A 24,425-nucleotide genomic window follows, 5' to 3' on the forward strand; every position below is an offset into this window, starting at 1 on the left:
TAATTATGAACAAACCAATTCAGTTTTTCTCTAAATCCAGATGGGTTAATTTGGTAGCAGCGTTGCTGATTTCCACTGCAATCGTCTCTTGTCAAGATGATCCGGTACCAGCAGTTCCACCTGTAGTTTCGGCTTCTACGAATGCGCTATCCGGAATCCCCGGTTCTGAGGTTACTGCCACTATTAATGCGGAAGCTAAAGGTGGATTATCGGCTATTAAAATCAGAAGAAACGGAGTTCCTGATGCTGCTTTTCCGGATGCTACTTTTAATGGAACAGTTACCACTGGAAGCTATGATTTTAAATATACAATACCGGCAAGTTTCACCGAAGGTGATCAAGTCGTATTCTTATTTAATTCGGTAGATAAAGGAGGCTTAACATCGACAGATGCTGTTATCACTGTGACAGCTAACGCTATTCCAAACAAGCCGATTGTTGAAGTAACAGGTATTATAACAGCCAACACTACTTGGACTTCCGGTAATATTTACCGTCTTAATGGATTTGTAAGAGTAGGAAATGACCCCACTATCAGTGTAATTCCAGCTAAGAATTCAGGGCCAACGTTGACTATTGAGCCTGGTACTATAATCTACGGAGACAAAGAAACAAAAGGTACTTTGATCATTCAAAGAGGTGCGAAAATTATTGCAAATGGCACGGCAGCTTTGCCTATCGTGTTTACTTCCGAGGCTCCTGTTGGCTCAAAAGAGCCTGGCGACTGGGGAGGTTTGGTAATGTGCGGAAGAGCATCCAACAACCAAGCAAACGGTTACTTTGAACTTGAAGGAGGATATTCTGCATGGTCTGGTGGTGGGTCTGCACCTGATGACGATGATAATTCAGGTTCATTGAAATACGTGAGAATAGAGTACGCTGGAGTTCCAATCAATCCGAACCAAGAAGTAAATACCTTGACCATGGGAGCTGTTGGTAGAGGAACTACCATTGAATATGTACAGGCTACTTATGGTTTGGATGATGCATTCGAATGGTTTGGTGGAACAGTAAACGCTAAATACTTAATCGCTTTCAAAGGATTGGATGATGATTTCGATGTTGATTTTGGATACTCTGGATTTGTACAATATGGTCTTGGTGTAAGAGGAGCTACACTAGCAGATCAGTCTGGATCAAATGGTTTCGAAGTAGATAACGACGGTCAAGGTTCTTTGGCCACTCCGTTTACTTCCGCCACATTCTCCAATATCACGATCATTGGTCCAAAAGCTACAAGAGAAACTCCGGTATCGCTTCAGTTCCAATCTGCTGCTCACTTGAGAAGATCTAACAGATTGAAAATTCACAATTCATTCTTCACAGGCTATCCAAACGGGATCTTCATTGATGGAACAAATACTGTTAATCATGCAACTTCCGGTGAATTGGTTCTTAGAAACAACGTCCTAGCCGGTGTAGAAAACTGGGGAGGAAATGGATTTGGATCAGCTGGTACAGTTTTCACAGGTGCTCCAGCTAACGGTGCCAACCACCCTAACGCTCCACGTGGCTTCAGAGTTGGTGCAGGTACTGCGTCATTCTCGAACGGTGTCTTTACTTTGACTCAACTTCCAATTGCGGATAAGACAGCTGAAGCATGGTTCTTGGAAAACAATCAGATCCTAGATAAGTGGCAAGATGCTGGTATTGATCCTACATTATTTGCTACTGCCTCTCCAAAGGTGACTCCAAATGCAGGTTCAATGTTGTTGGCAGGTGCTAACTTTACAGGATTACCTTCCTTCTTTACAACTGTTACCTTCCGTGGTGCTTTCGGTACTACTGACTGGACTGCTGGTTGGGTTGAGTGGGTTCCTGAATTGAAAAACTATTCAAAAGGTCTTTAATAAAGCCTAATAATTTGTTTTTTTGATAGAGGGATGAGCAATCATCCCTCTATCTTTTTTACTTCGTACCAAAATCAATTTAAGATGCGTTTCAGTTTGCTTAGTCTAGTTTTGTTTGTGATTTTATTCACGGGTTGTGGACCCAAAAAAACTCCAATGGATTTTGGGTATTACTTCCAAGAAAAAGATCAGGAAGAATTAATGGCAAAAATTATATCCTATGTTTATGTTACTCCTAAGGGCGTTAACAAGGCTGATCGATTTTTGCCGGAAAACAGACCTTTCTACCTTAAAGAAGTCCCAAATTTTCAAATGGTTCGATTTTTTAAGGATTCCAATAATAGATTCTATTTCTACATGGTTCGTCCGGCTAGAAATGTCAATAACTACAAAAGAGGAGTAGCCGGGGTTTTTACCCTAGATGAGGCTGGAGAAATTGATTATTTTGAGGAAACATTCGTGACTAAAATGATTCCTGAAGAAGATGTCATCAATTTTGGGAATGTGGTGTTCGATGATTTTATTGGTGGAAAAGGTAAAATCGAAATGAATCCCTTGCGGAAAGACTTTATCGAGTTTCCTGGACTAATGTCTATCTATGACTTTGAGAAAAAAGAATGGAGGTATAATGAACCCGATTCTTTGAATTGATTTCTTTAAGAAGCCATCTCATAAAAAACGAGATGGCTTTTTTATTTCCCTAAAGTGATTCTTGTCACTCTTTGTTTTTTTGTTTAATCATTACTTTACAGAGACAGAATAATTTTAAAAAGATTGGCAAAATGAAAATTATCAAATTTCTAAATACAAGCCTATTCCTTCTTTCCCTTTCTTTTGCCCAAGCTCAGGTAAAACATGCCGGATCAATGAGCGAAATGGGAAAAACTGGCTTTGCCTCTGCCATTGCACTGGATACACTTAAACCTTACAAAGGCTTAGTAGCTCTTGGTCCTCTTGGAAAAATGGAAGGAGAGATCACCGTCGTGGATGGAATTCCATATGCTGGTATAGCTAATCCCGACGCGTCAAGCGTAGTACAGAAAAACTGGAAAATGGAAGCTCCGTTTCTGGTTTATGCCGATGTGAAAGAGTGGCAAGAATTTAAATTCAGTGGAAAAGCAAATTCCCAACAGGAGCTCGAAGCAAGCCTTGAAGCTGCTTTTGTATCTGCTGGTATGGATTTATCCAAACCTTTTCCTTTCCGTGTTATTGGGATATTTGATCAGATGATCACACATATCGTCACACCAAGATCTCCTGAGATTGCTGGCTATAAGGATGGTAGAAATCAAGTCAATTACACTCATTTGGGAGAGGAAGGCGAATTGATCGGGTTTTATTCCCGAGAGGGAAAAGGGATCTACACCCATCAAAACAGCTATTTCCACATTCACTTTCTTAATGAAGCCAAATCATTTGCGGGACATTTGGATAAGTTTGAGTCCAGCTTAGAAGGATTTAAAATTTGGGTACCCAAAGCTCATCCTAAGCTGAGTTTTCGAGTTATCGACACCGATTTCAGTAAAGGAAGACTAGGATTCCAGCAAGAAATTGAGTTGAATGATTTGGTCAAATTTCACGGACACCTATGTGATGGGTTGGTCGTGGGAACCAAGGCATTGAATTATGCTTTTGCAGAGTTTTTTAGTGTGGAAAAAATTGACCGAACAGATTATCGCATTATTTCCGGAGCCTCTCCCTGCCTGGCAGATGCAGCGAGCTATCTGACCGGGGCAAGGCTTCAGTTTGGCACGCAGCTAGTAAGTCCAAAGCCCTCCGGCCTATTTTTAATTGAGCGAATTTCGGATGGAAAAGCAGTTCAAGTCAATCTCAAACCCGAAGTAAAACCTCAGGAAATAATTTTTCTTACAGCTTTGGCCGAGCAAGGAGCCCTTTCTCCCTGTGAAATGGATCACCTTAAGAAATTAGAAGACCAATTTTCCATCGAGGTATTGGCTTCATCACCTGTCGAATTATACACTCTACATGCTTTAAACCAATTTGAGTGGGTTCAGGAACCTTTTCAAACTTTCAAGAAGACAGATATTCTGAACAAAAATCTAGCGCCATGCCTTCCAGATGGGGGACAATAAATAACTTCTATTGATAAAGCTCTAACTTGAGAAAAACTTAAATAATGAAAAACCCTTTTCTTACAATTCTATTCTTCAGTCTTTTTTCTTCTGTATTTGCTCAAGAATCAAGTCCTTCTCAAAAGTTCTGGGATAATTTAAGCGCGCATTGCGGCAAAGCTTATGAAGGCAAATTGGTTTCACCAGAATCTGATCCTAGGTTTGCCGGAAAGCTTGTAATGCATGTCAGAAGTTGTGAAGACGGTAGACTGAGAGTTCCTTTTTTTGTTGGAGACGACCGATCCAGAACCTGGGTCCTAACAATGGACGAAAATGACTTGATCCAACTCAAGCACGATCACAGACACGATGATGGTTCGGAAGATCAAGTGACTCAATACGGAGGAAGAGCAAGCAATACAGGTTCAACGACAACACAGTTTTTCCCAGCGGATCAGTTTACAGCGAGCTTGCTTCCTGCTGCTGTAGGGAACGTTTGGTGGATTACTGTGGATGACACATCCTTTACTTATAATCTAAGAAGATTAGGTTCTCCTACCTTGTTCACGGTGAAATTTGATCTGACACAGCCGATTGAAGTTCCTGCCGCACCTTGGGGTTGGAAGGATTGATTTTGATTTTAAGAATCGCTTAATCTAGCTGATATGGCACATAATCATAGTCATGATCATTCCAGCAAAAACCTAAAAACGGCATTCTTTCTGAATCTTGGGTTTACCATTTTTGAGCTGATCGGTGGCTATTATGTAAATAGTGTGGCAATCATCTCGGATGCGATTCATGACCTTGGAGACAGCCTATCATTGGGTACTTCTTGGTATTTGGATGTAAAATCCAAGCAATCTCCGACCAAAGTTTTTTCCTTCGGCTATCGGAGATTTTCCCTCTTGGGAGCTCTGATTAATAGCATCGTCTTGATTGCGGGATCTATCTATGTTATAAAAGAAGCCATAGGCAGAATTCTTAATCCTGAATCATCCGATGCGACGGGAATGCTGATTTTTGCAATCATTGGAGTGGTAGTCAACGGATATGCAGCATGGAAACTGAGCAAGGGCAAGACCCTGAATGAGCGCGTAATTTCTTGGCACCTTTTGGAAGATGTCCTGGGTTGGGTTGCCATTTTGATCGTCTCCATCGTTCTCCATTTCAAGGATATCCAGTATTTGGATCCGGCCTTATCACTATTGATTACGGTCTATATTCTTTGGAATGTAGTATCGCGACTGAAAGAAACACTGGTCATTTTTCTGCAAGGAGAGCCGACGGATGTGGATAGGGCGGTCATAGAAGGTGAGTTATTGAAAATAAAAAATGTCGAATCTATCCATCATACCCATATTTGGTCGCTTGACGGGGAACATCATGTGTTCACTACGCACCTAAAACTTGGACCAATTCAGGACTTGAATGAAATGCTATCGATCAAGAATCAGGTGAAGGGAATAATGAAAAAATATCCTTTTGAGCATTACACCATTGAGACTGAGATTGACGCGGAGAGATGTGGGCTTGAGGAGGATAGTGGGGAGCACCATTAGTCTTTAGCGGGATAAAAGGTTTCTGCCACTTAATGAATAATCTTTTAATATCGGATGGATGCTTCGACTTCGCTACCAATGACAGGGTATGTATTATTTGGTAAATTGTTCAAAAACCAAATAATCATTCGATATGTCATCTCCATTTTGTTAATCTAAGATTATTCAGACTCAGCACGAGTGACCGAAGACAGGAGACCACGCCACGGCGCGCAGGCGAAGAGGGCCTGAAATTAGATTTTGGTTTTTTTATTTTTAGTCGTTTTTATATTGGGTAAAGAATCATTTAATCAAATAAGTAGCTAAAATAAAAAGAATATGCAGGAATTTATTGATTTATGGAGAGAAGGCAGGACTCGTTTTACTAAGCTGTTGGACGTGGCCCAAGAAGCCGATTTACCAAAAAAAAATGGTGGAAGCCCCAATTCTGCCGGATTTATGATTCGTCATATTTCAGAGGTCGAGTTACTCTTTGCTAAAAATGTCTTTGGTTTGGCAGAGGTAAAAATCGTCGCAAAAACCCTTATCGCAGGAACAGATACCGGAGAGTGGACTAATTTGGCGGAACTGAAAGAAATAGCTAATTATGCTGCCGATATGCTCGAAAAGGCGATTTTAGGGAAAGAAAACTGGAATGAAGAAATCGAAACCAAGGAGTTTGGGAGGAAGACCAAAGCGGAAGCTTTTGGAAGGATCACCACTCACACCGCTTACCATGCCGGTCAGCTTGCCTTGATTCTTAAATACGGGAGTTGAAATCGAGCATGACGAGTACGTCAAACAGAGGGATGAATGCTAGGTAAGTTTTCGGATGATTTCTTTTGCCTTCGGAAATAGAGGGAGCAAGTCTTTGGCTTGGAAAAGCTCAAAATCCCTAAAATCAAAACCCGGCCCTACCACGCAGGAAACAAGCGAATAGGAATCGGGTTGATCTACAGAACTACCAAAAATTGTATTGGCACGGACCAGGTGTTGAGGGAAAGTTTCTGATTCACTGACAGGTCCCAACTTTAATATTTCATGACCATTATCTCCCAAAAGGTGAACTGAAAGTGGGCTTCCTTCGTGCCAAAACCAAAGTTCATCGCTTTTGATACGGTGGAAATGAGATACGTCCTGTGATCTGAGAAGAAAATAAATGGAAGTCATGAGCTGCCTATTTCCGTTTTCGGTTTCGATTTCTGGTTCAGCACGATAGGTTTCCGAATAAAATCCTCCCTCAGGATGGGCTTTCATATCCAAAATTCGGACTAATTCCGCCACTCGTCCTTCAGTCAAATTCATGAATACGCTTGAATTAAAATGTCCACAATTCGCTCTGCTGTTTTCCCGTCCCAAAGCGGTATGCCTTGGTATTGCTTCCATTCGCCCTTTATGATTTTATCCAGATAGGGTTTTAGTTTTTGTGGATCCGTACCTACCAATTCATTGGTGCCCATGTGAATAGTTTCTGCTCGCTCTGTATTATCTCGAAGAGTCACGCAGGGCACATTCATCACGGAAGTCTCTTCGGTGATTCCGCCAGAATCAGTGATGACTCCTTTTGCATTTTTCACCAAAAAGTTGAACTCCAAATATCCCAATGGTTCACACATGTGGAGGTTTGGTGCTGATATACCGATGGCTTGCAGGTTTTTTGCAGTGCGTGGATGGACTGGGAAAATAATCGGTAAACCGGCCGTTCCTTCCAGAATCGCATCGATCATGGCTTTGAGTGAATGCTCCTGATCAACATTGGCAGGTCGATGCATGGTCATCACGAAGTAATTGCCGGGTATTAAATTCTCAAAAATTTCTCCTTGAGGCTTTTTGAAGTTTGGCATCTGAGCCTTAAGTGTATCGATCATCGTGTTGCCCACGAAATGGATTTTTTCTTCAGGCACTCCTGCTTTTCTCAAGTTGGAATTGGCGATTTCTGATGTGGTAAAGAACTGATCGGTAATAGAGTCTGTGACCATCCGGTTAATTTCCTCAGGCATGGATAGATCGCCCGAGCGAATTCCCCCTTCAACGTGTGCCACATCGATTTGAAGTTTTTTGGCAGCTATTGAGCAAGCTAGTGTGCTCGTTACATCCCCTACTACAATGACAAGATCCGGGCGGTTATCCATCAACTCCTTTTCAAAAGCCACCATAATAGCAGCGGTTTGCTCAGCCTGTGTGCCTCCTCCTCCTCCGAGATTGGCATTGGGCTCGGGAATGTTTAATTGCTCAAAAAAGTCTCCCGACATTTTTCTGTCATAGTGCTGTCCGGTATGAACCAGTCTAAAGCTAAGATCGACTCCAGAGTTTTGGGCTTTTTGAAAAGCGTGAATGATTGGAGCAATTTTCATAAAATTTGGTCTCGCTCCGGCTACTATCGTAAAAATGGACATATCTATATTCAATGATTGGTCAAAAATAAATAATCATTTCTTAGGAGTTGCCTCTTTAATGGGATTCCTTCCTGCTTTTGTCAGGTTTTTTGTTTCTTTGTTAAAATGTTTTTTTATTTGACAGGATAAATGATACGAATTAATAGGCTGATAAATCTGAGGGGCTGGTTATTTTTTGGATTGATGATTTCCTCATTTGCTTGTCTTCCCACCGTAGAAATGGAACAGGTGGTATATTCTAATGATTTTTCGGATTTGAATCTCGCTGGTTTTGAAAATGGGAGACTTTTTGTTTTTCAAAATGATACCGTGGCAGGTTTTTACCACAATGAAGAGGTGGCTGTTTCTGTCCCGAATTTGCCTGCACATAATTACCTGAAGGTGACGGTGGATGTGCTCATTCATGACAGTTGGGATGGCAATCCTAATGACAGCATTGCCGGTCCGGATTTTTGGTACATGGGATATGATAATAAAGAAGTCATCCGAACTACCTTTTCCAATTCACCCTGTGCACCCACATATTGTCTCTATCAGTCTTACCCCAATGATTACTTCAGGAATAATGTTCCAAAATCAGGTGCGATACAAACCAACTTGCCCGGGCTATGCCTTTTTGGTGCATTTGAAAATTACACGACTCGATACAGGGTGTCGAAACTTATTCCGCATTCCAACTCAACCGTGAGAATTTATATGGGTGCTGAATTGCTTGCAGTCAATGCTCCGATACCTATATGCGATGAGTCTTGGTCAATTGCCAATATTGAAATAGTAGCCATTCAGACCAATTAAGAAATGAGACAGCATTTATTACTTCTGAGGTTTTCAATTTTTTGTCTCATTTTATTGGGATTAAGCAGTACTGGTTTTTCTCAAACTATCCCTGTGGGAACTCCTGCCTTGGATGATTATCTAAGAAGATTACAGCTACTGGGAGAGTTGGATTCTGCCTCTTCATGGATGATCCGGCCGCTTTTTCCTACTGAAGCTTTCGGTATTAAAAACGGCTTTGATCTCGATAGTTCTATAGTCGATCTGGACAATTCATTTTTCCACCGAAAATTCGGCAGGGAGGGAAAAGGCAAATTTCTGACCCTTCCGGGAGTGTATAAAACTCAATACAATTCCACCTATGCTTTTGGTGTCAATGATGGGGCATTTATTCCAAATCGGGGAATTCAGCAGATTTTTAGTCCGGGGGTTTATGCTGAGTATGGAAAACTCAGTCTACAACTTCAACCGGAAATCCTCTTTGCTCAAAACAAAGATTACCTCGGTTTCCCAATCGAGCATCAAGCGACTATTTTGTTCTATTATGAATATATGAACCGCATCGATATGCCGGAGCGCTTTGGCGATGGTGCTTTCAATCGTGTATATGGTGGACAATCCAGCTTACGATTCAACTTGAAAGAATATTCTTTGGGGATTTCCACAGAAAATCTATGGTGGGGTCCAGGCCGAAGAAATTCACTTCTTTTGGGCAATAATGCTCCGGGATTTTTGCATTTCACGCTCAATACACGCAAGCCTGTTAGAACTCCAATCGGATCTTTTGAGAGTCAAGTCATTTCGGGATTTTTGAAGTCAACTGACTATTTACCTCCTTGGCCGGATTATTCGATACAGGAAAATCCTGTATTTTTTGCAAAGCGAGAAAATGGAAATCGCTACATGTCTGGTTTGGTCTTAACCTATCAGCCAAAATGGGTACCCGGTCTGTTTTTAGGCTATGGTTCGGTAAACCACTTGTATCGGAGTGACGTATCTGGACTGGCTGATATTCTCCCTGTTTTCAATGGAAGAAAAGGCCCAGCAAATGCATTTGATCCGATTCGGGATAAGCGGCAGCAGTTCAGCTCGGGATTCTTCAGATGGCTGAGTCCCGAGGGAAGGTTTGAGTTTTACGGTGAGTTTGGAACTCGAGGAAATAGCCGAAAACTTGAAGAATTTATCATTACCCCTGAGCAGGGAAGGGCATTTACCTTTGGATTTGCTCATTTGATGAATTTGAAAAAACCAGGAAGGTTCCTTGAAATCAGTTCTGAAATGACACTATCAGGTCAGACGATCCGAGAGGAAATTCGTCAGTTGCGAACATGGTATATCCATGACCATGTACGCCATGGATACACGCATCAAGGGCAAGTGCTTGGGATTGGAAATGGTCCCGCCTCCAATCAGCTTTTTGTTGGTTTTGCCTGGGTGGAAGGTTTGAAAAAAATAGGGCTGCAATTTGAGCGAATCGAGTACAATAATGACTTTTATTATTACCGATATGAAGCATCAAAGGACTTGAGAAATAAATACGTGGATTTAGTATTTACCCTAGCTCCGGAGTGGAAGGTTGGAGATTTTTTACTTTCTGGCAAATTCCAACATGTCAATACCCTGAATTACAAATGGTTTCTCGAAAATCAACCTGATCAGTATTTCGTACCGGGATATGATCGTAAGAATTTTGTGGGCCAAATCGGCTTAGCGTATTTTTTTAGATAATTCGAGTTCTAAATTTGAACCATGAAAGCAGAAAAAGATAAAGTCGTAGCAGTAGCTTATACCCTGAAGGTTGACGATGGAGAAAGTGGTCAGGAACTTTTTGAAACTGTGACAGAAGCTGAGCCTTTTTACTTCTTGGTTGGTCACTCCAATATTTTTCCAAAACTCGAAGAGGCTTTATTAGGCAAAGAGGCTGGGGATAGGTTTTCGGTCTTCATCGATTTTGAAAATGGCTACGGTGACTATGACGACTCCAAAAAAGTGATTATTCCCAAAGCGAATTTTAAAGAGGAAGGCAAAAAAAACAAAGATCTGCTTCGGATAGGGAGCGTGATTCCGATGAAAGATGATAAAGGAAATCAGATGCGTGGAGAAATCACCAAGGTAGATTACCTCGGAGTTCACATGGATTTCAATCCTCCCTTAGCCGGTTATGATTTATATTTTGAAGGGAAAATAGTTTCCATTCGGGATGCCGAACAAGTGGAAATTGAACATGGTCATGTGCATGGACCGGATGGACATCATCATCATTAATTGTAAATGTGAGTTTACTTTATAACGCCCTATTCCCCAAGAATAGGGCGTTTGTCGTATAGTAGGTTGGAATTTGGTCTGGTAATTTTGATTTGTTCAGTTCTAAAAAATCAAACCAATGTTACTATGAAAAATCTATTAGAAATTTTGAGATCGGCCTTTTTGCTGTTTTTTTTCATTGCCTTCATTTCCTGTTCGAGTGATGATGGACAGGATCCCAAAGGAGCTGCTGAAGAATTTTCCGGTGATGTCGCAGGAGTTGGAAGCATCAGTGCTTCCAAAGATTTTGACACCATTTCAGGAACTAAGATTTCTACCGGCACCATTACGGTGATTTCCCTTCAGGGTACAGATAATTCCGGTAAGGGATTTATGCTCAGATTCACTGCCTACAACGGTCCGGGAACCTATGATCTTGGCTTTACAAACATTGCAAACTCGGCGACTTTTATCAATGGAGTTGCAGCGGGGCAGCAATTCTCAACTGGCTATCAAGGGACCTCCGGTAAGATTGTCGTAACAGTAGATGATGGAAAGCGAATGGAGGGAACTTTTGAGTTTGTTGGTAAAGTCAACAACACTTCTGCAGCCATGACTGTAACCAACGGTAAATTCAAGGTTAACTTACAGTAATTCAATTTCAGAGGAGACTTGTATTGCTTTACTTGTCAACTTTTTTATAAGCGCAATTTCACTTGAATAGGGTGATTAAGCTGAAATTGTAAATGGCCTCCCAGTTTACTGGTTGGCCTTTTTTACTTTTTCAATTCGTAACCGTAAGTTTTGTAGGCCATATCAATGCTTAGTTCCCGTAATCCTAAAATCCGATCCGATGGATAAAGCAAATACGCTTTGGAAAGTTGATTGACGGCCTCGATGAAACTCGCTGAATTGAAATGAACTATAGCGTCATTGTAATATTGCAATCCAGCTAATTGTCTTAGCGTTACTTTTTTAAAAATAGAGTTGTCATTGAATTCGATTTCGGTTCCAGCTAAGCTTTGATTATAGGACTTGAGCTGTGCAAATTCAGCAGGTTTATAGGAATCGAGGTATTTTCTTACCTCAGCCGGAGAAAAAATCATTCCTCCAATTGGAAAAGTACTTTCCAAAATCACTTTCTGATCACCTAGACTGACTAATATAAAGACATGATGATCGGTTTCGATGATTTCAAAATCATAGCCATAGCGCTCGAGCAGTAAGCCCAATGCCGCAGTTCCACTCACACAATCAAACTTTCCTTCTGTAAGCATACTATTGAAGGAGGAGTGGATTTCGTACTTTTTCAGCAGCTTATGGTGTGTTCTTTCAAATATTTGTCTCAAAAAAAGTATATCACTCTTTTTTTTGGATGCCTTGTTATCCAAATCCTCTAGTAAATTGATCCAAACTTCCTCCGGTTGTGTCTGTTCTGCATGAACAGCACGGAACAGAAAAAATGCATCATTACCTCCCGATTGCCAAAAAGTTTTCTCTGTTTCCGATTGAAATTTGAGGGTTTCACTTGTAGAAAGGAATTCTTGGGACAAGGTCACCGGGACCAGTCCTATCAGAATTACGAGTGTGAGAAATACCTTTTTCATCCCAGATGAAGCTAATGTTAATCATTAACGTTAAAGTTAACAATTTGATAACATTAGAAAAGGAATTTGCTAAAAACTTAACAATGAGTACTTCAGGTACTCATTCGTGGTGGTAAGGTTCGTTGCGAAGAATGGTAAATGCTCTATATAGCTGTTCTACCAAAAAAGGTCGGATCATTTGATGGGAAAAAGTCATTTTGGAAAGAGAAATTTTACCGTTTGCTTTCGAATATACCGCATCTGAAAATCCATAGGGCCCACCAATTACTAGGACAAGCTGTTTAAGTCCAGAGTTCATTTTTTTCTGCAAGTACTCAGAGAATTCGATAGATGAAAAAGTTTTACCCCGCTCATCCAAAAGAATGAGCTCATCTGAGGTCTGAATTTTCTTTAAAATCAACTCTCCTTCTTTTTCTTTTTGTATTAATTCAGAGATAGATTTGGTGTTTTTTAGATCAGGAATGATTTCCAATTCAAACCGGATATAAAAACCCAAGCGGGTAGCGTATTCTTCAATCAGCTTTTGAATAGCCGGATGATCGGTCTTTCCGATAGCGATCAGTTTGATTTGCATAGGTTAAAGATCTAAAAAAAGGGAGATAAAATCCGGGTTTAATGAATTTACGCAATTCTGCCAGCAAGCAAATTTAATAACTCATTTGGCTTGGATGCCTGCCTTCAGGCAAAGGCAGGTCGGGTGTCCGATGTCCGATGAAGCCCAAAATCAAGTGTTTCGAAGAATTTTCTATTTTATGAATATACGGAATTCTGCCAGTAGCCGAATTTTATTAAGTTTCACCTCGACTTCGCTCGGTGTCCGTTAGTTTTGCTTTTAAGGGAGGGGAGGTATATGCGGCGCAGCCGCATATACCTCCCCTCCCTTTAATAAACCGAAATCCGGTGGCCGAGCAAAGTCGAGGCCATTTTGATCTACTGGCAAAGAAGCGGATAATCAGAAACCCAATGTGGAGCATCATTTATGCCCTGCCTTAGTATCATATTTAATTGGAAGGAACTAACAGAAGCTTTCCTTTGGCCTTTTCTTTTATTTCGGACTCATTCATCAACTGTGGTCGATATCTACCTTTTGCATAGAGGTCTTTTTGGTCAGCATAGTGTTTGCTGAATCGATTACCAGAGTTGCTAGTCGGTAAGACTGAAACGGACTTCTCGACATTCTCAAAGTCCAGAATAATCCGCATTGCCGGACCTGAAGTCACACGATAGATTCCTTCACGATTCAATTTGAAGGCTAATTTGTTAATCGCTTCCTCGTTGGCCGGGACTGGTTCGGTTCTGACATTGAAGATTTTATCCAAGGGTTTTTGAGCTCCAAGAGGATGCGGATGCTCGGCTATAACCGCATTTTTCCATTTCCAACCCTCAGAATCTTTTCCAAACTGTGTCGAAAGCTCATCAAAAGTGATCTTAAGTGCTTCATTAATAATCTGTTCCCGAGTTTCAATTACATCAGTTGATTTATTGTCCCACCATCGATTTTCGTTGTGAGTTAAGAAATGTCTCGTGCTTCGGATGATCACAAAAGTTTCCAAATAGGCAATGAATCCATCCTCGCCAAGCTCATCAGCCATTGCAAGCCTTAAGGTATGGTAAAGCCATTTGTAGTAAACCGTAGGGATTTCTGATTCAATATCATGATTACCATCCCAAGTTTGAAGGGCATCAAGAAGGTTGGAATCCTCAGTGAAATCAGTCTGGTTTAGCTGAGAAAGTATGAATTGAGCATTTTCGGCATGGCTTTCATTGATCGTTTCGTTTTGAAGTGCCTTAATGGATTCCAAATCCCAATCGTTTCTTGAGCTAATAGTTTTTGCGATTCGATTCCATCGATCACCGGGTAGGTAATATCCAGGGAAGAAAACTCCGTTTCTTAGTGTGTCCGGTTGATTGTTGGAAGTTGCGACAAAGCCACTTTCAGGATTGATGCTTTGGGGATTGTCTGTGAAGGGATACCATCCTGTTGGCATGGATTCGGGATCTGATCCATCTGCAAAGATTTTGGAATGGACTTCTTCACTTCGTATGGGAAGTTTGGCAGCGGCCCACCAAGCGATATTTCCCATACTGTCACCATACATGATGTTAAGACCCGGCGCATGGATTAAACTCGCTCCGTCAGCCACTTCCTGAATCGATCCTGCATGGTTTAATTTGAAAATGGCTTCTATGGCTCTCGTTGGCTCCAAAACATAAACCCACCAAGAAGAAACGGGATTAGTTGTCAGGTCTGAAATCTCTTTGACCATGGAATTCATGATCGGCCCGTGGACGGTTTCCCGAATTTCAAATTCTACTGATTCTTGACCTTTTACCTTGATGATTTCTTTTCTTGAGCTGATGGGAAAAACGGAATCACCAACCAAAATCTCATTTGAATTGGATGGATTTAGCTTTTCTTCGAAAAAGTCATGATCGTCATTTTCAAACATCGTCAAGCCAATACTGTGATGGCGAGTATGTCCAACCAAACCGAATGGGATACCCGCTAAATGATTGCCATAAAAGCTAAAACCAGGATATTCTAGGTGTGCCTCGTACCAAACTGATGGGGAAGCGAAGCCAATGTGCGTGTCATTGTTGAAAAGTACTTTTCCCGATTTGGTCCGACTGCCAGAAATCACCCATCCATTGCTTCCTTCCAACAAGGGTACCGGCAGCTTTTCCAACAAAGCAGAAAATGTTGAGCTAGTGGGGTTGGAGTTGTTTTTTAGTGAATCGGGATAATTCACAGGAATGACATGATGCTCTGGTAGCGTTTGAACCGAAAGTGAGTTTAGATACTCCGGCCCAAGTTCACGAGCTATTTTAGTAATCAAAGGATCGGTTTTCAAGCCCATGGCAAATGTAAATGACATGTATCCAATGATGGAATGCATGTCTTCAACCGTGTAGGGCCTGGGCTTTTCGCCCAATAGTAGGTATTCGACAGGGAGAGTGCCGTTTTCAATAAATTCATTGACTCCTGCGATATAAGCTTCAGCGGCCTTTTTCCATTGTGTTTCTCCTTGAGCAAGGAAAGCTTCAGAACTTTCTTTTGCATGCTTCGGAATGCCAAGCGTATGGAAAAATTGATCAACTTCCAGCAGGTCTTTTCCCAAAAACTCAGCGAGTGTGCCCGAACCCACTCGGCGCATCATTTCCAGTTGGAAAAGCCGATCCTGTGCATGGACATAACCCAAAGCCCGATAAGCATCGGCCTCATTTTGAGCATAGATATGTGGGATTCCAAACTTGTCAAAGTGCACTTCGACTTCTTCATTCATTCCGGAGATTTTCACTTCTCCATCGTATTTTGGACTTTGCCAAAAGATAAAAATCAATAGTCCGAGAAAAAGCAGTAATAGCAAGGAGCCAAAAATGGCGGTTAACTTGTTCATAGGGTGAAATTTGAAGAAAAGATAAGAGAAAGGTAACTTGTTTAAAATAGGACTTGGCAATTAGGTTTTAGTGAGTTCAACTTTTCACTTTTTATACATAAATTGAATTCAGATGAATAAGTATGAAATAGTTATTTATTGGAGCATAGAAGATGATTGTTTTGTGGCTGAAGTTCCTGAGCTTCTTTTGCTTAAAGCCCATGGAGACACCCAAAATGAGGCACATGAAAATGCTCAACAAGCCATAGCACTTTGGATTGAGGTTGTACAAAAAGAAGGGATCCAAATTCCCGAAGCAAAGGGGAAATTAATTCTTGGTTGATCTAGAATGCCAGAGTCATGGAAAGTTGAAAAAAAGTGCTTTAAAGGCGAGATAGGAGCCAATCATATTTTCTTATTTCGCTCCGGTTTTTAAAGGAATATTTATCAAAAAGTAAAAGTAAAACCCTCCCACAAAATAGCAGATGACATCAAGGATATCCGAGGTGTAAGTCGTAGAAAATCTTGGTAAAAACCACTCAAAAACCACAGAAACATAGATTATAGCAACCAGGATTTGAATCTTGGTGAATGAAAAAGTGTCCTTTTTTGGGTGAATTTTCCTGTAAATCTGAAGCGTGATTCCAAGGATCACTGGGATTGCCAAAAGATCATCTAAATAGGAGTGGGCAAGAGGGATAAAGAGTTTAAAATATCGCTCTAGAACTTGGTTGACCACAAAAATCAGAACAGGAATGTAAAAAAATGGATTTTTGAAAACGGTCATAGCATTATCCAGGCAAAGCTGCTATCAGCCAAAGAATAAAACTGATAATGGCCATGAAGATGGTGTAGAAAAAATTTCCAACTTTTTTCAGGCCTTTTTTGAAGTCTGAATCGGAGTCTTTGATATTAAACATCCAGTTATCTTCATTAGTCTTTTTATCAGCTTGGAGCTTTTCCTGATTTTCCAAGTCTCTGCCTCCGAGTGTTTTCCCGCAATGCTCACAAACATCAGTTAGGTTTAAGTTCCATGAAGACCAGTTTCCACAGTGAGGGCATTTTTTCTGATCCATAGCTTAGCTGTTTTTAGTTTTAGTGAAAAGTTGAAGGATTACACTTCATCAATTGCCTTGAGTATGATCTTGCAGGCTTCTTTGATTTGTTGTTCATAAATAATCAAAGGTGGTGCAATCCGCATGGAATCATCGCAAAATAAGAACCAATCAGTGATTACGCCCAGTTCAATTGCTCGATCAATGATAGGTTTGAGGACTTCGAATGACTCAAATTCCACTGCCATCATCAGTCCTTTATTCCGAAAACCTTTGATTTTTGGATGGACAAGCAAGCTTTTGAATAGATTGGCTTTTGCTTCCACCTGCTCGATCAGCTTTTCTTCCAGGAGAATTTGAATCGTAGCCAAAGATGCAGCAGCACTGACCGGATGACCTCCAAATGTGGTGATATGCCCCAAAAGCGGATTGTTTTTGAATGCGCTCATCACTTCCTTGTTCGCGATGAAAGCCCCGATTGGCATCCCGCCTCCCATTCCTTTGGCACAGACAACCATATCCGGGACGATTTCAAAATGCTCAAAAGCCCAGAATTTCCCGGTTCGTCCGAATCCCGCCTGAATCTCATCCAAAATCAGAAGTGTGCTTGTTTCATCACAACGGGTTCTCAATGCTTGAAAATACTCTCTACATGCGACTCTGATTCCTGCTTCACCTTGAATGGTTTCAATGACGACTGCCGCTGTTTCGGTGGTGATTTTTTCCAAATCAGAGAAGCTTCCATAGAAAATATGCTTGATTCCTGGAAGTAGTGGGCGATAAGCGCGTTTGAAAACCTCATTTCCTCCCACACTGAGCGAACCATGACTTGAACCATGATAGGCATCTACACAGGAAATCAGTTCTCTTCGATTAGTGTATCGCTTTGCTAATTTCAGCGCGCCTTCGATCGCTTCCGAACCGCTGTTGACTAGATAGACATTATCCAAATGGGGGGGGAGGGTGTCACAAAGGGCTTTAGCCAAAAGCGTCTGAGGAGTTTGCACATATTCCCCGTAGACCATCAGATGCAGGTATTTGTCTAATTGGGTCTGAATCGCCTCAATAACTTTCGGATGTCGATGACCAACATTGCTGACTCCGATACCAGAAATCAAGTCGATGTATTGCTCGCCATTTGGCCCAAAAAGGTAAATTCCTTCAGCTTTCTCCACCTCGATCATCAAAGGGAAATCAGTGGTCTGAGCCAAATGAGAAAGAAAAAGTTGGCGGTTATTCATCTGTTTAAATTTTGTCCAAAGAGGTCAGATAGCCTGTCCCGATTTTTCTTCGGGAGAATCTCGCTTGATTGGTAAATAGGCCAATTTGTGATGCTTTACTCTCGCTCGATTTCATTTTTTTAAACGCAGGTCAAAAACTTGAGAATCTGAAGAAAATACCCAAAGGAAGCTTTTTGCCCTGTTTTTCTTCCAAATACAATTCACCTTGCTCTGGATTTTTGACAGCTCCGAAGTTGGAATGGATCAGGTTGGCAGCAATCAAAGAAGAGAAACTTAACGAATACATATTGAGCAATAAGAAGTGTTCTTTTGGATCTAAAATCTCAGCGCAGGTTTTCAGCATTTCATTGATTTGCTCTTCGAGAATCCATTTTTCACCTTCAGGTCCTCGGCCATAAGCAGGAGGATCCAGGATGATGCCTTGATAGATATTTCCCCGTCGAGCTTCGCGTTTGATGAATTTCATTGCGTCGTCCACCATCCATCGAATGCCATCCAGCCCGGAGGATTCCATGTTATGTTTAGACCAAGTAACGACTTGTTTGACCGAATCAAGGTGTGTCACATCAGCTCCCGCTGCGCGACAGGCTACACTCGCAGCTCCGGTATAGGCGAAGAGATTCAATACTTTCGGTTTTTGGCCAGGGAATGCTTTTATTTTTTGATATAAATAATCCCAATTGACTGCCTGTTCGGGGAATAGGCCGATGTGCTTAAAGGAAGTCTGAGCAAGATTAAGGGTCAGTTTGAGCCCATCCTGATTTTCATAATCTATGGACCAATTGTGGGGCATGGGCTTGATTTGCTGCCATTGACCTTTTTCAGGATTGTTTTTTTCCTTTGCAAAGTGTGCGTGAGCCAACTTTCTCCATTCAGTCTCAGGGAGAGTTTTATCCCAAATGGCTTGTGGTTCAGGTCGACTCAAAATGTACTTTCCGAATCGCTCCAGTTTTTCAAATCCTCCGGTGTCGATCAATTCATAATCTGACCAGGGGCCAGGGCAAAGGGAGAGGATGGTTTCGTTCATTGGCGCAATTTAGGTCTTTTGCGAAGAGTCCACAAAAGTCGATGACCAATCCTCTTTGGAAACATGGAAACATTTAGAAATTGAGTTCTCTCAAAACCTCCACGCTGTATTCCCAAAGTTTGGCAGATAAGTCCCTGCTTAGACCAAAAGATGATGGGGATTTTGGTTTTTTTCGGTTGTAGTAACTTCCGTTTCTGAGATTTGCCTTTGGGGTTTGAGCAAGGAAAATTGTGGTTTGTGCACCAGCTTTTGGACTGATAAAAAAGAGCTGAGTTAGCCGAATTACCCCCTTTGCTATACCGGAAGTTTCCGAGCCAAATGCTGTTCGTACTGCACCGGGATGAAGCGAATAAGAACTTATTCCATCACTTTCAAACCTATTTTTCAATTCATTGGTAAAGAGTATATTATACAACTTTACTTTTGCATATGCAGTGCCAGTATTTGATGATTTTTTTAGGCTATAATCATCACTGGGATTGCCAGCAAACCGATGCGCTTCTGAGCTTACATTGATGATTTTTGCCTTTCCCATTTTTAAAGCTGGAAGGAGTTCCTGTGTCAGTAAAAAGTGTCCCAGATGATTGGTTGCAAAAGTCATATCAAGACCTTCCGAAGTGAGTTTTTTTGCTGGAAACATTCCGCCGGCGTTATTGATCAAGACATCAATTTTGTCAGTCAGTTTGAGGATTTCGCTCGCACCAGTCTTGACCGATTTCATTTCACCCAGATCCACAGAGACAATTCGGATTTTATCCTTTCCGGGTAATTCAGCTATCATTTTTTGAGCTTTCTCCGTATTTCTGACCGGCAAGATGACCAGTTCGAATTGAGGCAGCAATTCCTTCAGAGTTTCCCAACCGATCCCTGAGGTACTTCCTGTTAATACTAAATTCATGATGTGTGTTATTTGACATGATTACTCTAAACTTAGGCACTTGGTTTTCAGGAATCTAGTTTTAGTCTCTTTTTTGAAAGGGAAGGGAAGGTTTTATTTTTGTACTTTTGAACGAATGCGTTGTGAAAATTTCAATTTTCATACCATATTAATTCCTAAAAGCTCAATTTTTTTGCTCCAATGTCAAAGAAATTTATCGATATCGAAAAAGCCATTCATTCAAAAAATCCAAAAATCCTGAAATGGATGCCTGGATTTACTTTGAAATACATCAAAAATGTGACCCATGAAAAATGGATGAATGGTATCATGGAAAAAATTCACCACTTACAGGGTATGGATTTTGTCAATGCATTGACTGCCGAATTTGAATTGGATGTAGAACTTTTAGGAAAAGAAAACATCCCCTTAAGTGGTGGGTTTATATTATCAGCCAACCATCCTCTAGGGGGAATAGATGGGGTAGCACTGATGTTTGCTATTGGAAAAATCAGGCCTGATATACGCTTTCTGGTAAATGACCTATTGATGAGTTTTGATAATTTTCAACCGATTTTTGTGCCTGTAAACACCCTAGGGAAGAATTCAGTCAATGCCAGCCTAAGGATCGAAGAAACGTATGCCAATAAACATCCCGTTTTGATTTTCCCTGCAGGACTGGTTTCCAGAAAGCAAGAGGGAGTAATAAAAGACTTGAGTTGGAAAAAAAGCTTCATTTCCAAGGCAAAAAAATACCAACTTGATGTACTTCCTTGCCATATTGAAGGGAGGAATTCTGAGTTTTTTTACAATCTTGCTAATTGGCGTAAAAGAATTGGTATCAAAGCCAATGTCGAAATGTTTTGGTTGGTAGATGAGATGTATAAGCAGCGAGGGAAAAAGGTGGTGATCAAAGTAGGCAGTCCTGTTTCGTACCAATATTTTAATTCAGAAAAAAATGATGCCCAATGGGCTGAGTATATGAAAGATTTGGTTTACAAACTCGGCGAATCTAATGGATAAGGTTCTACCTATTATTCCAGCAGTAGATCGTAAACTCCTTAAAAAGGAGTTGAATCCTGATCGCTTTCTCCGGTATACCAATAATGGTGACAATCTTGTCTATCTGGTCAATCATCATAATGCACCAAACGTGGTGAAAGAAATCGGACGTCTACGAGAATTGACTTTCCGTGTTGCGGGTGGCGGTACCGGAATGGAAGTGGATTTGGATGAAAATGATATATGCGAAAACTGCTACGATCAGCTGATTACCTGGAGTCCTGAGGATGAAGAAATCGTAGCTGGCTATCGTGTAATCATGTGTAAAAATGCCATCAATCCTGATGGATCTATTAATCTTTCGACCACGCATCTTTTCGATTTTTCAGAGAAATTTATAAAAGAATACATCCCAAACACGCTGGAATTAGGCCGATCTTTTGTTCAACCACAGTATCAACCCAGCTTGGATAACCGGAAGGGAATTTTCAGTTTGGATAATCTTTGGGACGGGTTAGGAGCGGTAGTTTTGCTTAATCCGGATGTCAAATATCTTTTTGGAAAAGTGACCATGTACCCCCATTATAATCGGGAGGGACGGGATCTTTTGCTTTACTTTATGAATCATTACTTCCCTGATAATGAATTGCTTGTTACCCCTAAGGTTCAGCTTAAATTAACATACGAAACTGGAATAGAAAAGCAGCCAAATCCTTTTGAAAATCTGGATTATAAGGAAGGATATAAATTCCTAAATGGGAAGATCAGGTCATTGGGCGAGAATATACCCCCGCTGATAAATACCTATATGAACCTGTCACCTACCATGCGAACTTTTGGCACAGCCTTAAATGACGAGTTTGGAGAAGTGGAAGAGACGGGCATCATGATTACCCTAGCTGATATATACGAAAGCAAAAAACATCGCCATATGGATACGTTTGTACGTGATAAGACATATGGTAGAAGAAAAAGTTGAATCCAAAAAAACCTTATTGGTAGGCGCTAGCCCTAATCCTTCACGTTACGCATTTGTTGCAGCAAAAATGCTGGCTGAGCGCAACTTTGATTTTATACCCATTGGTATCAAAAAAGGAGAAGTCTTTGGTAAGGAAATTATCGACTTGCGAACTAAGCCTCAACTGCAAGGAATCCATACAATCACTTTATACATTGGTCCTTCGCACCAAGGCGAATGGATGGATTATCTCATCGCACTTAATCCAAAAAGGATCATTTTTAATCCCGGTGCTGAAAATCCGGATTTTTACAGAAAAGCAAAATCAGCAGGAATTGAGGTCGTGCACGCATGCAATTTGGTGATGCTGAGCACTGATCAATTTTAATTTTGTTTCTTCAAAAAACTATCCATGTAAAAGATATGAGGAAATGATATCAGAGAAATAAGCACGAAGAATAGTAAAATCAACTGGGTGTTATCCAGAAATTCAAGACCAAAGAATAGAATCAAACCAATACCCACAAAGCTGATAAGTGAAAATGGGAGAAGTTGGATAGCAAACTTTTTGAAAGAGTCGTAGGCTTTAAAGGAGCGAAGAAATTTGTATTCAGTCATCATGCTTGGCAAGGCATGCCAAAATCCAAAATAGACTACAAAACCTATCAATAAAGGGCTTAAATAAAGAATTGGACCCAGAATCACTAGTTCAAGGATGTGTTTTTTTCCGAATTTTGGCCCAAATAAATTTTGCGCCAAAAGGGTTGAAAAAAGAAAAGCTCCCAAAACAAATAGTCGGGAATTATTTAGATATTCCAAATTGACAAGGGGAGAAAGTATCAATTTGGTAGCCTCCCAGTCTCCAAGCAAAATGGCAAAGAGGAAATATCCACCTCGACTTACATATAAAAGCAAGGAATAATTTTTAAGGGAGGATTCATTAAAAAAATGAGATTGCCCAAAATGATAAGCAGACATAAACAAAAAAGCAAGGAGCGCAACCACAGGTATAAAGTACCATACAGCCGAGTACCCAGCAATCATTGATATGTAAATCAGAAGGAATTTAAAAAGACCCTTTTGATCAATTTTTGGATTGGAAATGAGGTGATCTATGGCACCATGCGGAATACCAACAGCGATGAGAATCACCCCAAAAAGTGCAAGCTGAACAGTAAGATTATTTTGAAAGAAAAGCATGAAAATGAGACACAGGATTATCCCAAGTGCCTTGGCTATATTTTCAATGCGATTCATAATTCAACAAGCTTTTAATGAAAATCGGAAATTTAAGTTTGCTTAGCAAAGTAATTTCTTCTCTAAAACTGGTTTCTTCACTTAAAAATCGGAGAACCAAATCTGCTGAGGAGGTTGTAAAAAGATTTAAAAATAGCGATTGAAGCTGATCAGGCCACTTATGGGCAACATTCAATAACACATTATCATAGAAAGAAAAACGGGAAGAACTTTGCAATTGTAATTCGTGGATTTTACCAAAAGAAAGTGCCTGTACAATTTCTTTGCAATTTTTTTGAATCGTATGAAACGTGTAGCCTGTGGATGCCTTGGTCCAACCTGCTGCTGTTCCCAGTTTGATTACTCTTTTGTAGGGATTTTTTGATGCCTTGCGATTACTCATAGGAATAATACCGGATTCCTGAAAAGTAATCTCGAAGGAAATGTCGTTTAAATTATTTCTTAAATAGGTTTCTAAAGTGGAATTCAAATCATCTTTGGAGATTGAGTCTTTAGAATAAGCCGTGAATTCGACTAAAGCTTCTGTTTTGGAAAACGGTAAAATATAAAAGAAATCAAATTGAGAGGATTTGCCATTTGGGAATTCCATCAGGATAAGACTTGTTGGATCAAATACTTCAGATTGTGTTTTGATTCTCCAACCGGAAAATATTTGCTTTAAGCTATTTGTATTTTTAAACTCATTTTCGTTGAGCCTAGAGTCAAAAACAAAAGACGTTTGGAATTTCTTACCATTTTTTGTCAGAATTTTAATTGATTCCGATGATTCAGTCAAATCCCAAACCTCATCCTGAATCAATGTAACATTGGGGGATTTGGTGATTTTCTTAAAAATTGAATTATAGAAGTCATGAGAATTAAGATGGTAATAATTAAGTCTGCCTAGATTTTTTGTGATTTTGGTGTGATCAGCGACGAAGCTCAAATTATTCCAACAGTGTATATTTTTCGATGGGTGAATATCAAGTGGCTTCTCTGCCCAGTAACACCAAGTTTTGTCGGGAATCTGATCACCTTGAGGATCAATCATGAGAATTTTAGCATCCTTAAGATCACTTTCCAAAAGGTAGTGGACCAGACTTAGTCCTGAACAACCCGCACCGGCAAATATGTAGTCATAGCTTTCCATAAAATAAAAAGTGGGTTG

26 protein-coding genes are annotated in these 24,425 nt (G+C 40.5%); 14 read left to right on the top strand and 12 right to left on the bottom strand.

Annotated elements, in window-relative coordinates; translation table 11 throughout:
• Positions 1-5: 5 nt before the first annotated feature.
• The 6 genes from ACK4HU_RS00150 to ACK4HU_RS00175 all read left to right on the top strand — a co-directional run bounded on the left by ACK4HU_RS00150 (position 6) and on the right by ACK4HU_RS00175 (position 6,240).
• Positions 6-1,850, top strand: a complete 1,845-nt coding sequence (locus tag ACK4HU_RS00150; protein ID WP_409802700.1) for an Ig-like domain repeat protein — start codon at positions 6-8, stop codon at positions 1,848-1,850.
• A gap of 84 nt (positions 1,851-1,934) precedes the next feature.
• Positions 1,935-2,501 carry a hypothetical protein gene (locus ACK4HU_RS00155; RefSeq protein WP_409802702.1) on the top strand — a complete coding sequence of 189 codons (567 nt, stop codon included), beginning with the start codon at positions 1,935-1,937 and terminating at the stop codon, positions 2,499-2,501.
• 131 nt (positions 2,502-2,632) lie between these two features.
• Positions 2,633-3,943: an FmdE family protein gene (locus tag ACK4HU_RS00160; RefSeq protein ID WP_409802703.1), complete on the top strand. Its 1,311-nt coding sequence runs from the start codon at positions 2,633-2,635 to the stop codon at positions 3,941-3,943.
• 44 nt (positions 3,944-3,987) lie between these two features.
• Positions 3,988-4,554, top strand: coding sequence for a hypothetical protein (locus tag ACK4HU_RS00165; protein WP_409802705.1), 567 nt, complete (start codon positions 3,988-3,990; stop codon positions 4,552-4,554).
• A gap of 33 nt (positions 4,555-4,587) precedes the next feature.
• Entirely contained in the window at positions 4,588-5,484 is an 897-nt protein-coding gene (locus tag ACK4HU_RS00170; protein ID WP_409802706.1) for a cation diffusion facilitator family transporter, read from the top strand.
• A 318-nt stretch (positions 5,485-5,802) separates the two neighbouring features.
• Positions 5,803-6,240 carry a DinB family protein gene (locus ACK4HU_RS00175; protein ID WP_409802708.1) on the top strand — a complete coding sequence of 146 codons (438 nt, stop codon included), beginning with the start codon at positions 5,803-5,805 and terminating at the stop codon, positions 6,238-6,240.
• Positions 6,241-6,279: 39 nt separating this feature from the next.
• On the opposite strand, the gene ACK4HU_RS00180 is transcribed toward ACK4HU_RS00175, so the two are convergent.
• Complete coding sequence (locus ACK4HU_RS00180) at positions 6,280-6,768, bottom strand: cupin domain-containing protein (protein ID WP_409802709.1); 489 nt, start codon at positions 6,766-6,768, stop codon at positions 6,280-6,282.
• Positions 6,765-7,859: a non-hydrolyzing UDP-N-acetylglucosamine 2-epimerase gene (gene wecB / locus ACK4HU_RS00185; protein WP_409802710.1), complete on the bottom strand. Its 1,095-nt coding sequence runs from the start codon at positions 7,857-7,859 to the stop codon at positions 6,765-6,767. Before wecB ends, ACK4HU_RS00180 begins: the two co-directional genes overlap by 4 nt.
• A gap of 183 nt (positions 7,860-8,042) precedes the next feature.
• Between wecB and ACK4HU_RS00190 the strand changes: the two genes are divergently transcribed.
• The 4 genes from ACK4HU_RS00190 to ACK4HU_RS00205 all read left to right on the top strand — a co-directional run bounded on the left by ACK4HU_RS00190 (position 8,043) and on the right by ACK4HU_RS00205 (position 11,531).
• Positions 8,043-8,654 (top strand): hypothetical protein, encoded by a 612-nt coding sequence (locus tag ACK4HU_RS00190; protein ID WP_409802712.1) that lies wholly within the window; start codon positions 8,043-8,045, stop codon positions 8,652-8,654.
• A 3-nt stretch (positions 8,655-8,657) separates the two neighbouring features.
• Complete coding sequence (locus ACK4HU_RS00195) at positions 8,658-10,361, top strand: capsule assembly Wzi family protein (RefSeq protein ID WP_409802713.1); 1,704 nt, start codon at positions 8,658-8,660, stop codon at positions 10,359-10,361.
• Between the two features lie 21 nt (positions 10,362-10,382).
• The gene (locus ACK4HU_RS00200) at positions 10,383-10,898 is read left to right on the top strand and encodes a peptidylprolyl isomerase (RefSeq protein ID WP_409802715.1); all 516 of its coding nucleotides are present in this window, start codon (positions 10,383-10,385) and stop codon (positions 10,896-10,898) included.
• Positions 10,899-11,024: 126 nt separating this feature from the next.
• Positions 11,025-11,531: a DUF6252 family protein gene (locus ACK4HU_RS00205; RefSeq protein ID WP_409802716.1), complete on the top strand. Its 507-nt coding sequence runs from the start codon at positions 11,025-11,027 to the stop codon at positions 11,529-11,531.
• Between the two features lie 122 nt (positions 11,532-11,653).
• On the opposite strand, the gene ACK4HU_RS00210 is transcribed toward ACK4HU_RS00205, so the two are convergent.
• From ACK4HU_RS00210 to ACK4HU_RS00220, 3 genes are all read right to left on the bottom strand, one after another.
• Positions 11,654-12,484, bottom strand: a complete 831-nt coding sequence (locus ACK4HU_RS00210) for a hypothetical protein (RefSeq protein WP_409802717.1) — start codon at positions 12,482-12,484, stop codon at positions 11,654-11,656.
• Between the two features lie 100 nt (positions 12,485-12,584).
• Positions 12,585-13,058, bottom strand: coding sequence for a 23S rRNA (pseudouridine(1915)-N(3))-methyltransferase RlmH (rlmH, locus tag ACK4HU_RS00215; protein ID WP_409802719.1), 474 nt, complete (start codon positions 13,056-13,058; stop codon positions 12,585-12,587).
• A 427-nt stretch (positions 13,059-13,485) separates the two neighbouring features.
• Positions 13,486-15,882, bottom strand: coding sequence for a penicillin acylase family protein (locus tag ACK4HU_RS00220; protein ID WP_409802720.1), 2,397 nt, complete (start codon positions 15,880-15,882; stop codon positions 13,486-13,488).
• A 112-nt stretch (positions 15,883-15,994) separates the two neighbouring features.
• On the opposite strand from ACK4HU_RS00220, the gene ACK4HU_RS00225 reads away from it, so the two are divergent.
• On the top strand, positions 15,995-16,204 hold the full coding sequence (locus tag ACK4HU_RS00225; protein WP_409802722.1) for a type II toxin-antitoxin system HicB family antitoxin: 210 nt from the start codon (positions 15,995-15,997) through the stop codon (positions 16,202-16,204).
• Between the two features lie 72 nt (positions 16,205-16,276).
• Here the strand turns inward: ACK4HU_RS00225 and ACK4HU_RS00230 are convergent, their stop codons facing one another.
• The 5 genes from ACK4HU_RS00230 to ACK4HU_RS00250 all read right to left on the bottom strand — a co-directional run bounded on the left by ACK4HU_RS00230 (position 16,277) and on the right by ACK4HU_RS00250 (position 20,082).
• A complete protein-coding gene (locus ACK4HU_RS00230; RefSeq protein WP_409802724.1) occupies positions 16,277-16,648 on the bottom strand; it encodes a magnesium citrate secondary transporter in 372 nt (123 codons plus the stop codon).
• 4 nt (positions 16,649-16,652) lie between these two features.
• Positions 16,653-16,937 (bottom strand): hypothetical protein, encoded by a 285-nt coding sequence (locus tag ACK4HU_RS00235; RefSeq protein ID WP_409802725.1) that lies wholly within the window; start codon positions 16,935-16,937, stop codon positions 16,653-16,655.
• Between the two features lie 38 nt (positions 16,938-16,975).
• On the bottom strand, positions 16,976-18,157 hold the full coding sequence (locus ACK4HU_RS00240) for an aspartate aminotransferase family protein (RefSeq protein ID WP_409802726.1): 1,182 nt from the start codon (positions 18,155-18,157) through the stop codon (positions 16,976-16,978).
• A 130-nt stretch (positions 18,158-18,287) separates the two neighbouring features.
• Positions 18,288-19,184 (bottom strand): class I SAM-dependent methyltransferase, encoded by an 897-nt coding sequence (locus ACK4HU_RS00245; protein ID WP_409802728.1) that lies wholly within the window; start codon positions 19,182-19,184, stop codon positions 18,288-18,290.
• Between the two features lie 73 nt (positions 19,185-19,257).
• Complete coding sequence (locus tag ACK4HU_RS00250; RefSeq protein ID WP_409802729.1) at positions 19,258-20,082, bottom strand: SDR family NAD(P)-dependent oxidoreductase; 825 nt, start codon at positions 20,080-20,082, stop codon at positions 19,258-19,260.
• A 180-nt stretch (positions 20,083-20,262) separates the two neighbouring features.
• On the opposite strand from ACK4HU_RS00250, the gene ACK4HU_RS00255 reads away from it, so the two are divergent.
• The 3 genes from ACK4HU_RS00255 to ACK4HU_RS00265 are packed head-to-tail and all read left to right on the top strand — an operon-like array spanning position 20,263 to position 22,409.
• A complete protein-coding gene (locus ACK4HU_RS00255; protein WP_409802731.1) occupies positions 20,263-21,084 on the top strand; it encodes a 1-acyl-sn-glycerol-3-phosphate acyltransferase in 822 nt (273 codons plus the stop codon).
• The gene (locus tag ACK4HU_RS00260) at positions 21,077-22,042 is read left to right on the top strand and encodes a GNAT family N-acetyltransferase (protein ID WP_409802732.1); all 966 of its coding nucleotides are present in this window, start codon (positions 21,077-21,079) and stop codon (positions 22,040-22,042) included. The genes ACK4HU_RS00255 and ACK4HU_RS00260 overlap by 8 nt, the downstream gene beginning before the upstream one ends.
• Entirely contained in the window at positions 22,023-22,409 is a 387-nt protein-coding gene (locus ACK4HU_RS00265) for a CoA-binding protein (protein ID WP_409802734.1), read from the top strand. Before ACK4HU_RS00260 ends, ACK4HU_RS00265 begins: the two co-directional genes overlap by 20 nt.
• Here the strand turns inward: ACK4HU_RS00265 and ACK4HU_RS00270 are convergent.
• Positions 22,406-23,278: a Brp/Blh family beta-carotene 15,15'-dioxygenase gene (locus ACK4HU_RS00270; protein WP_409802735.1), complete on the bottom strand. Its 873-nt coding sequence runs from the start codon at positions 23,276-23,278 to the stop codon at positions 22,406-22,408. The two genes, ACK4HU_RS00265 and ACK4HU_RS00270, sit on opposite strands and share 4 nt — an antisense overlap.
• A complete protein-coding gene (locus ACK4HU_RS00275; protein ID WP_409802737.1) occupies positions 23,265-24,407 on the bottom strand; it encodes a lycopene cyclase family protein in 1,143 nt (380 codons plus the stop codon). Before ACK4HU_RS00275 ends, ACK4HU_RS00270 begins: the two co-directional genes overlap by 14 nt.
• Positions 24,408-24,425: the final 18 nt, after the last annotated feature.

Source organism: Algoriphagus sp. (genome assembly GCF_046296635.1).
In the GTDB taxonomy this organism is placed as follows: domain Bacteria; phylum Bacteroidota; class Bacteroidia; order Cytophagales; family Cyclobacteriaceae; genus Algoriphagus.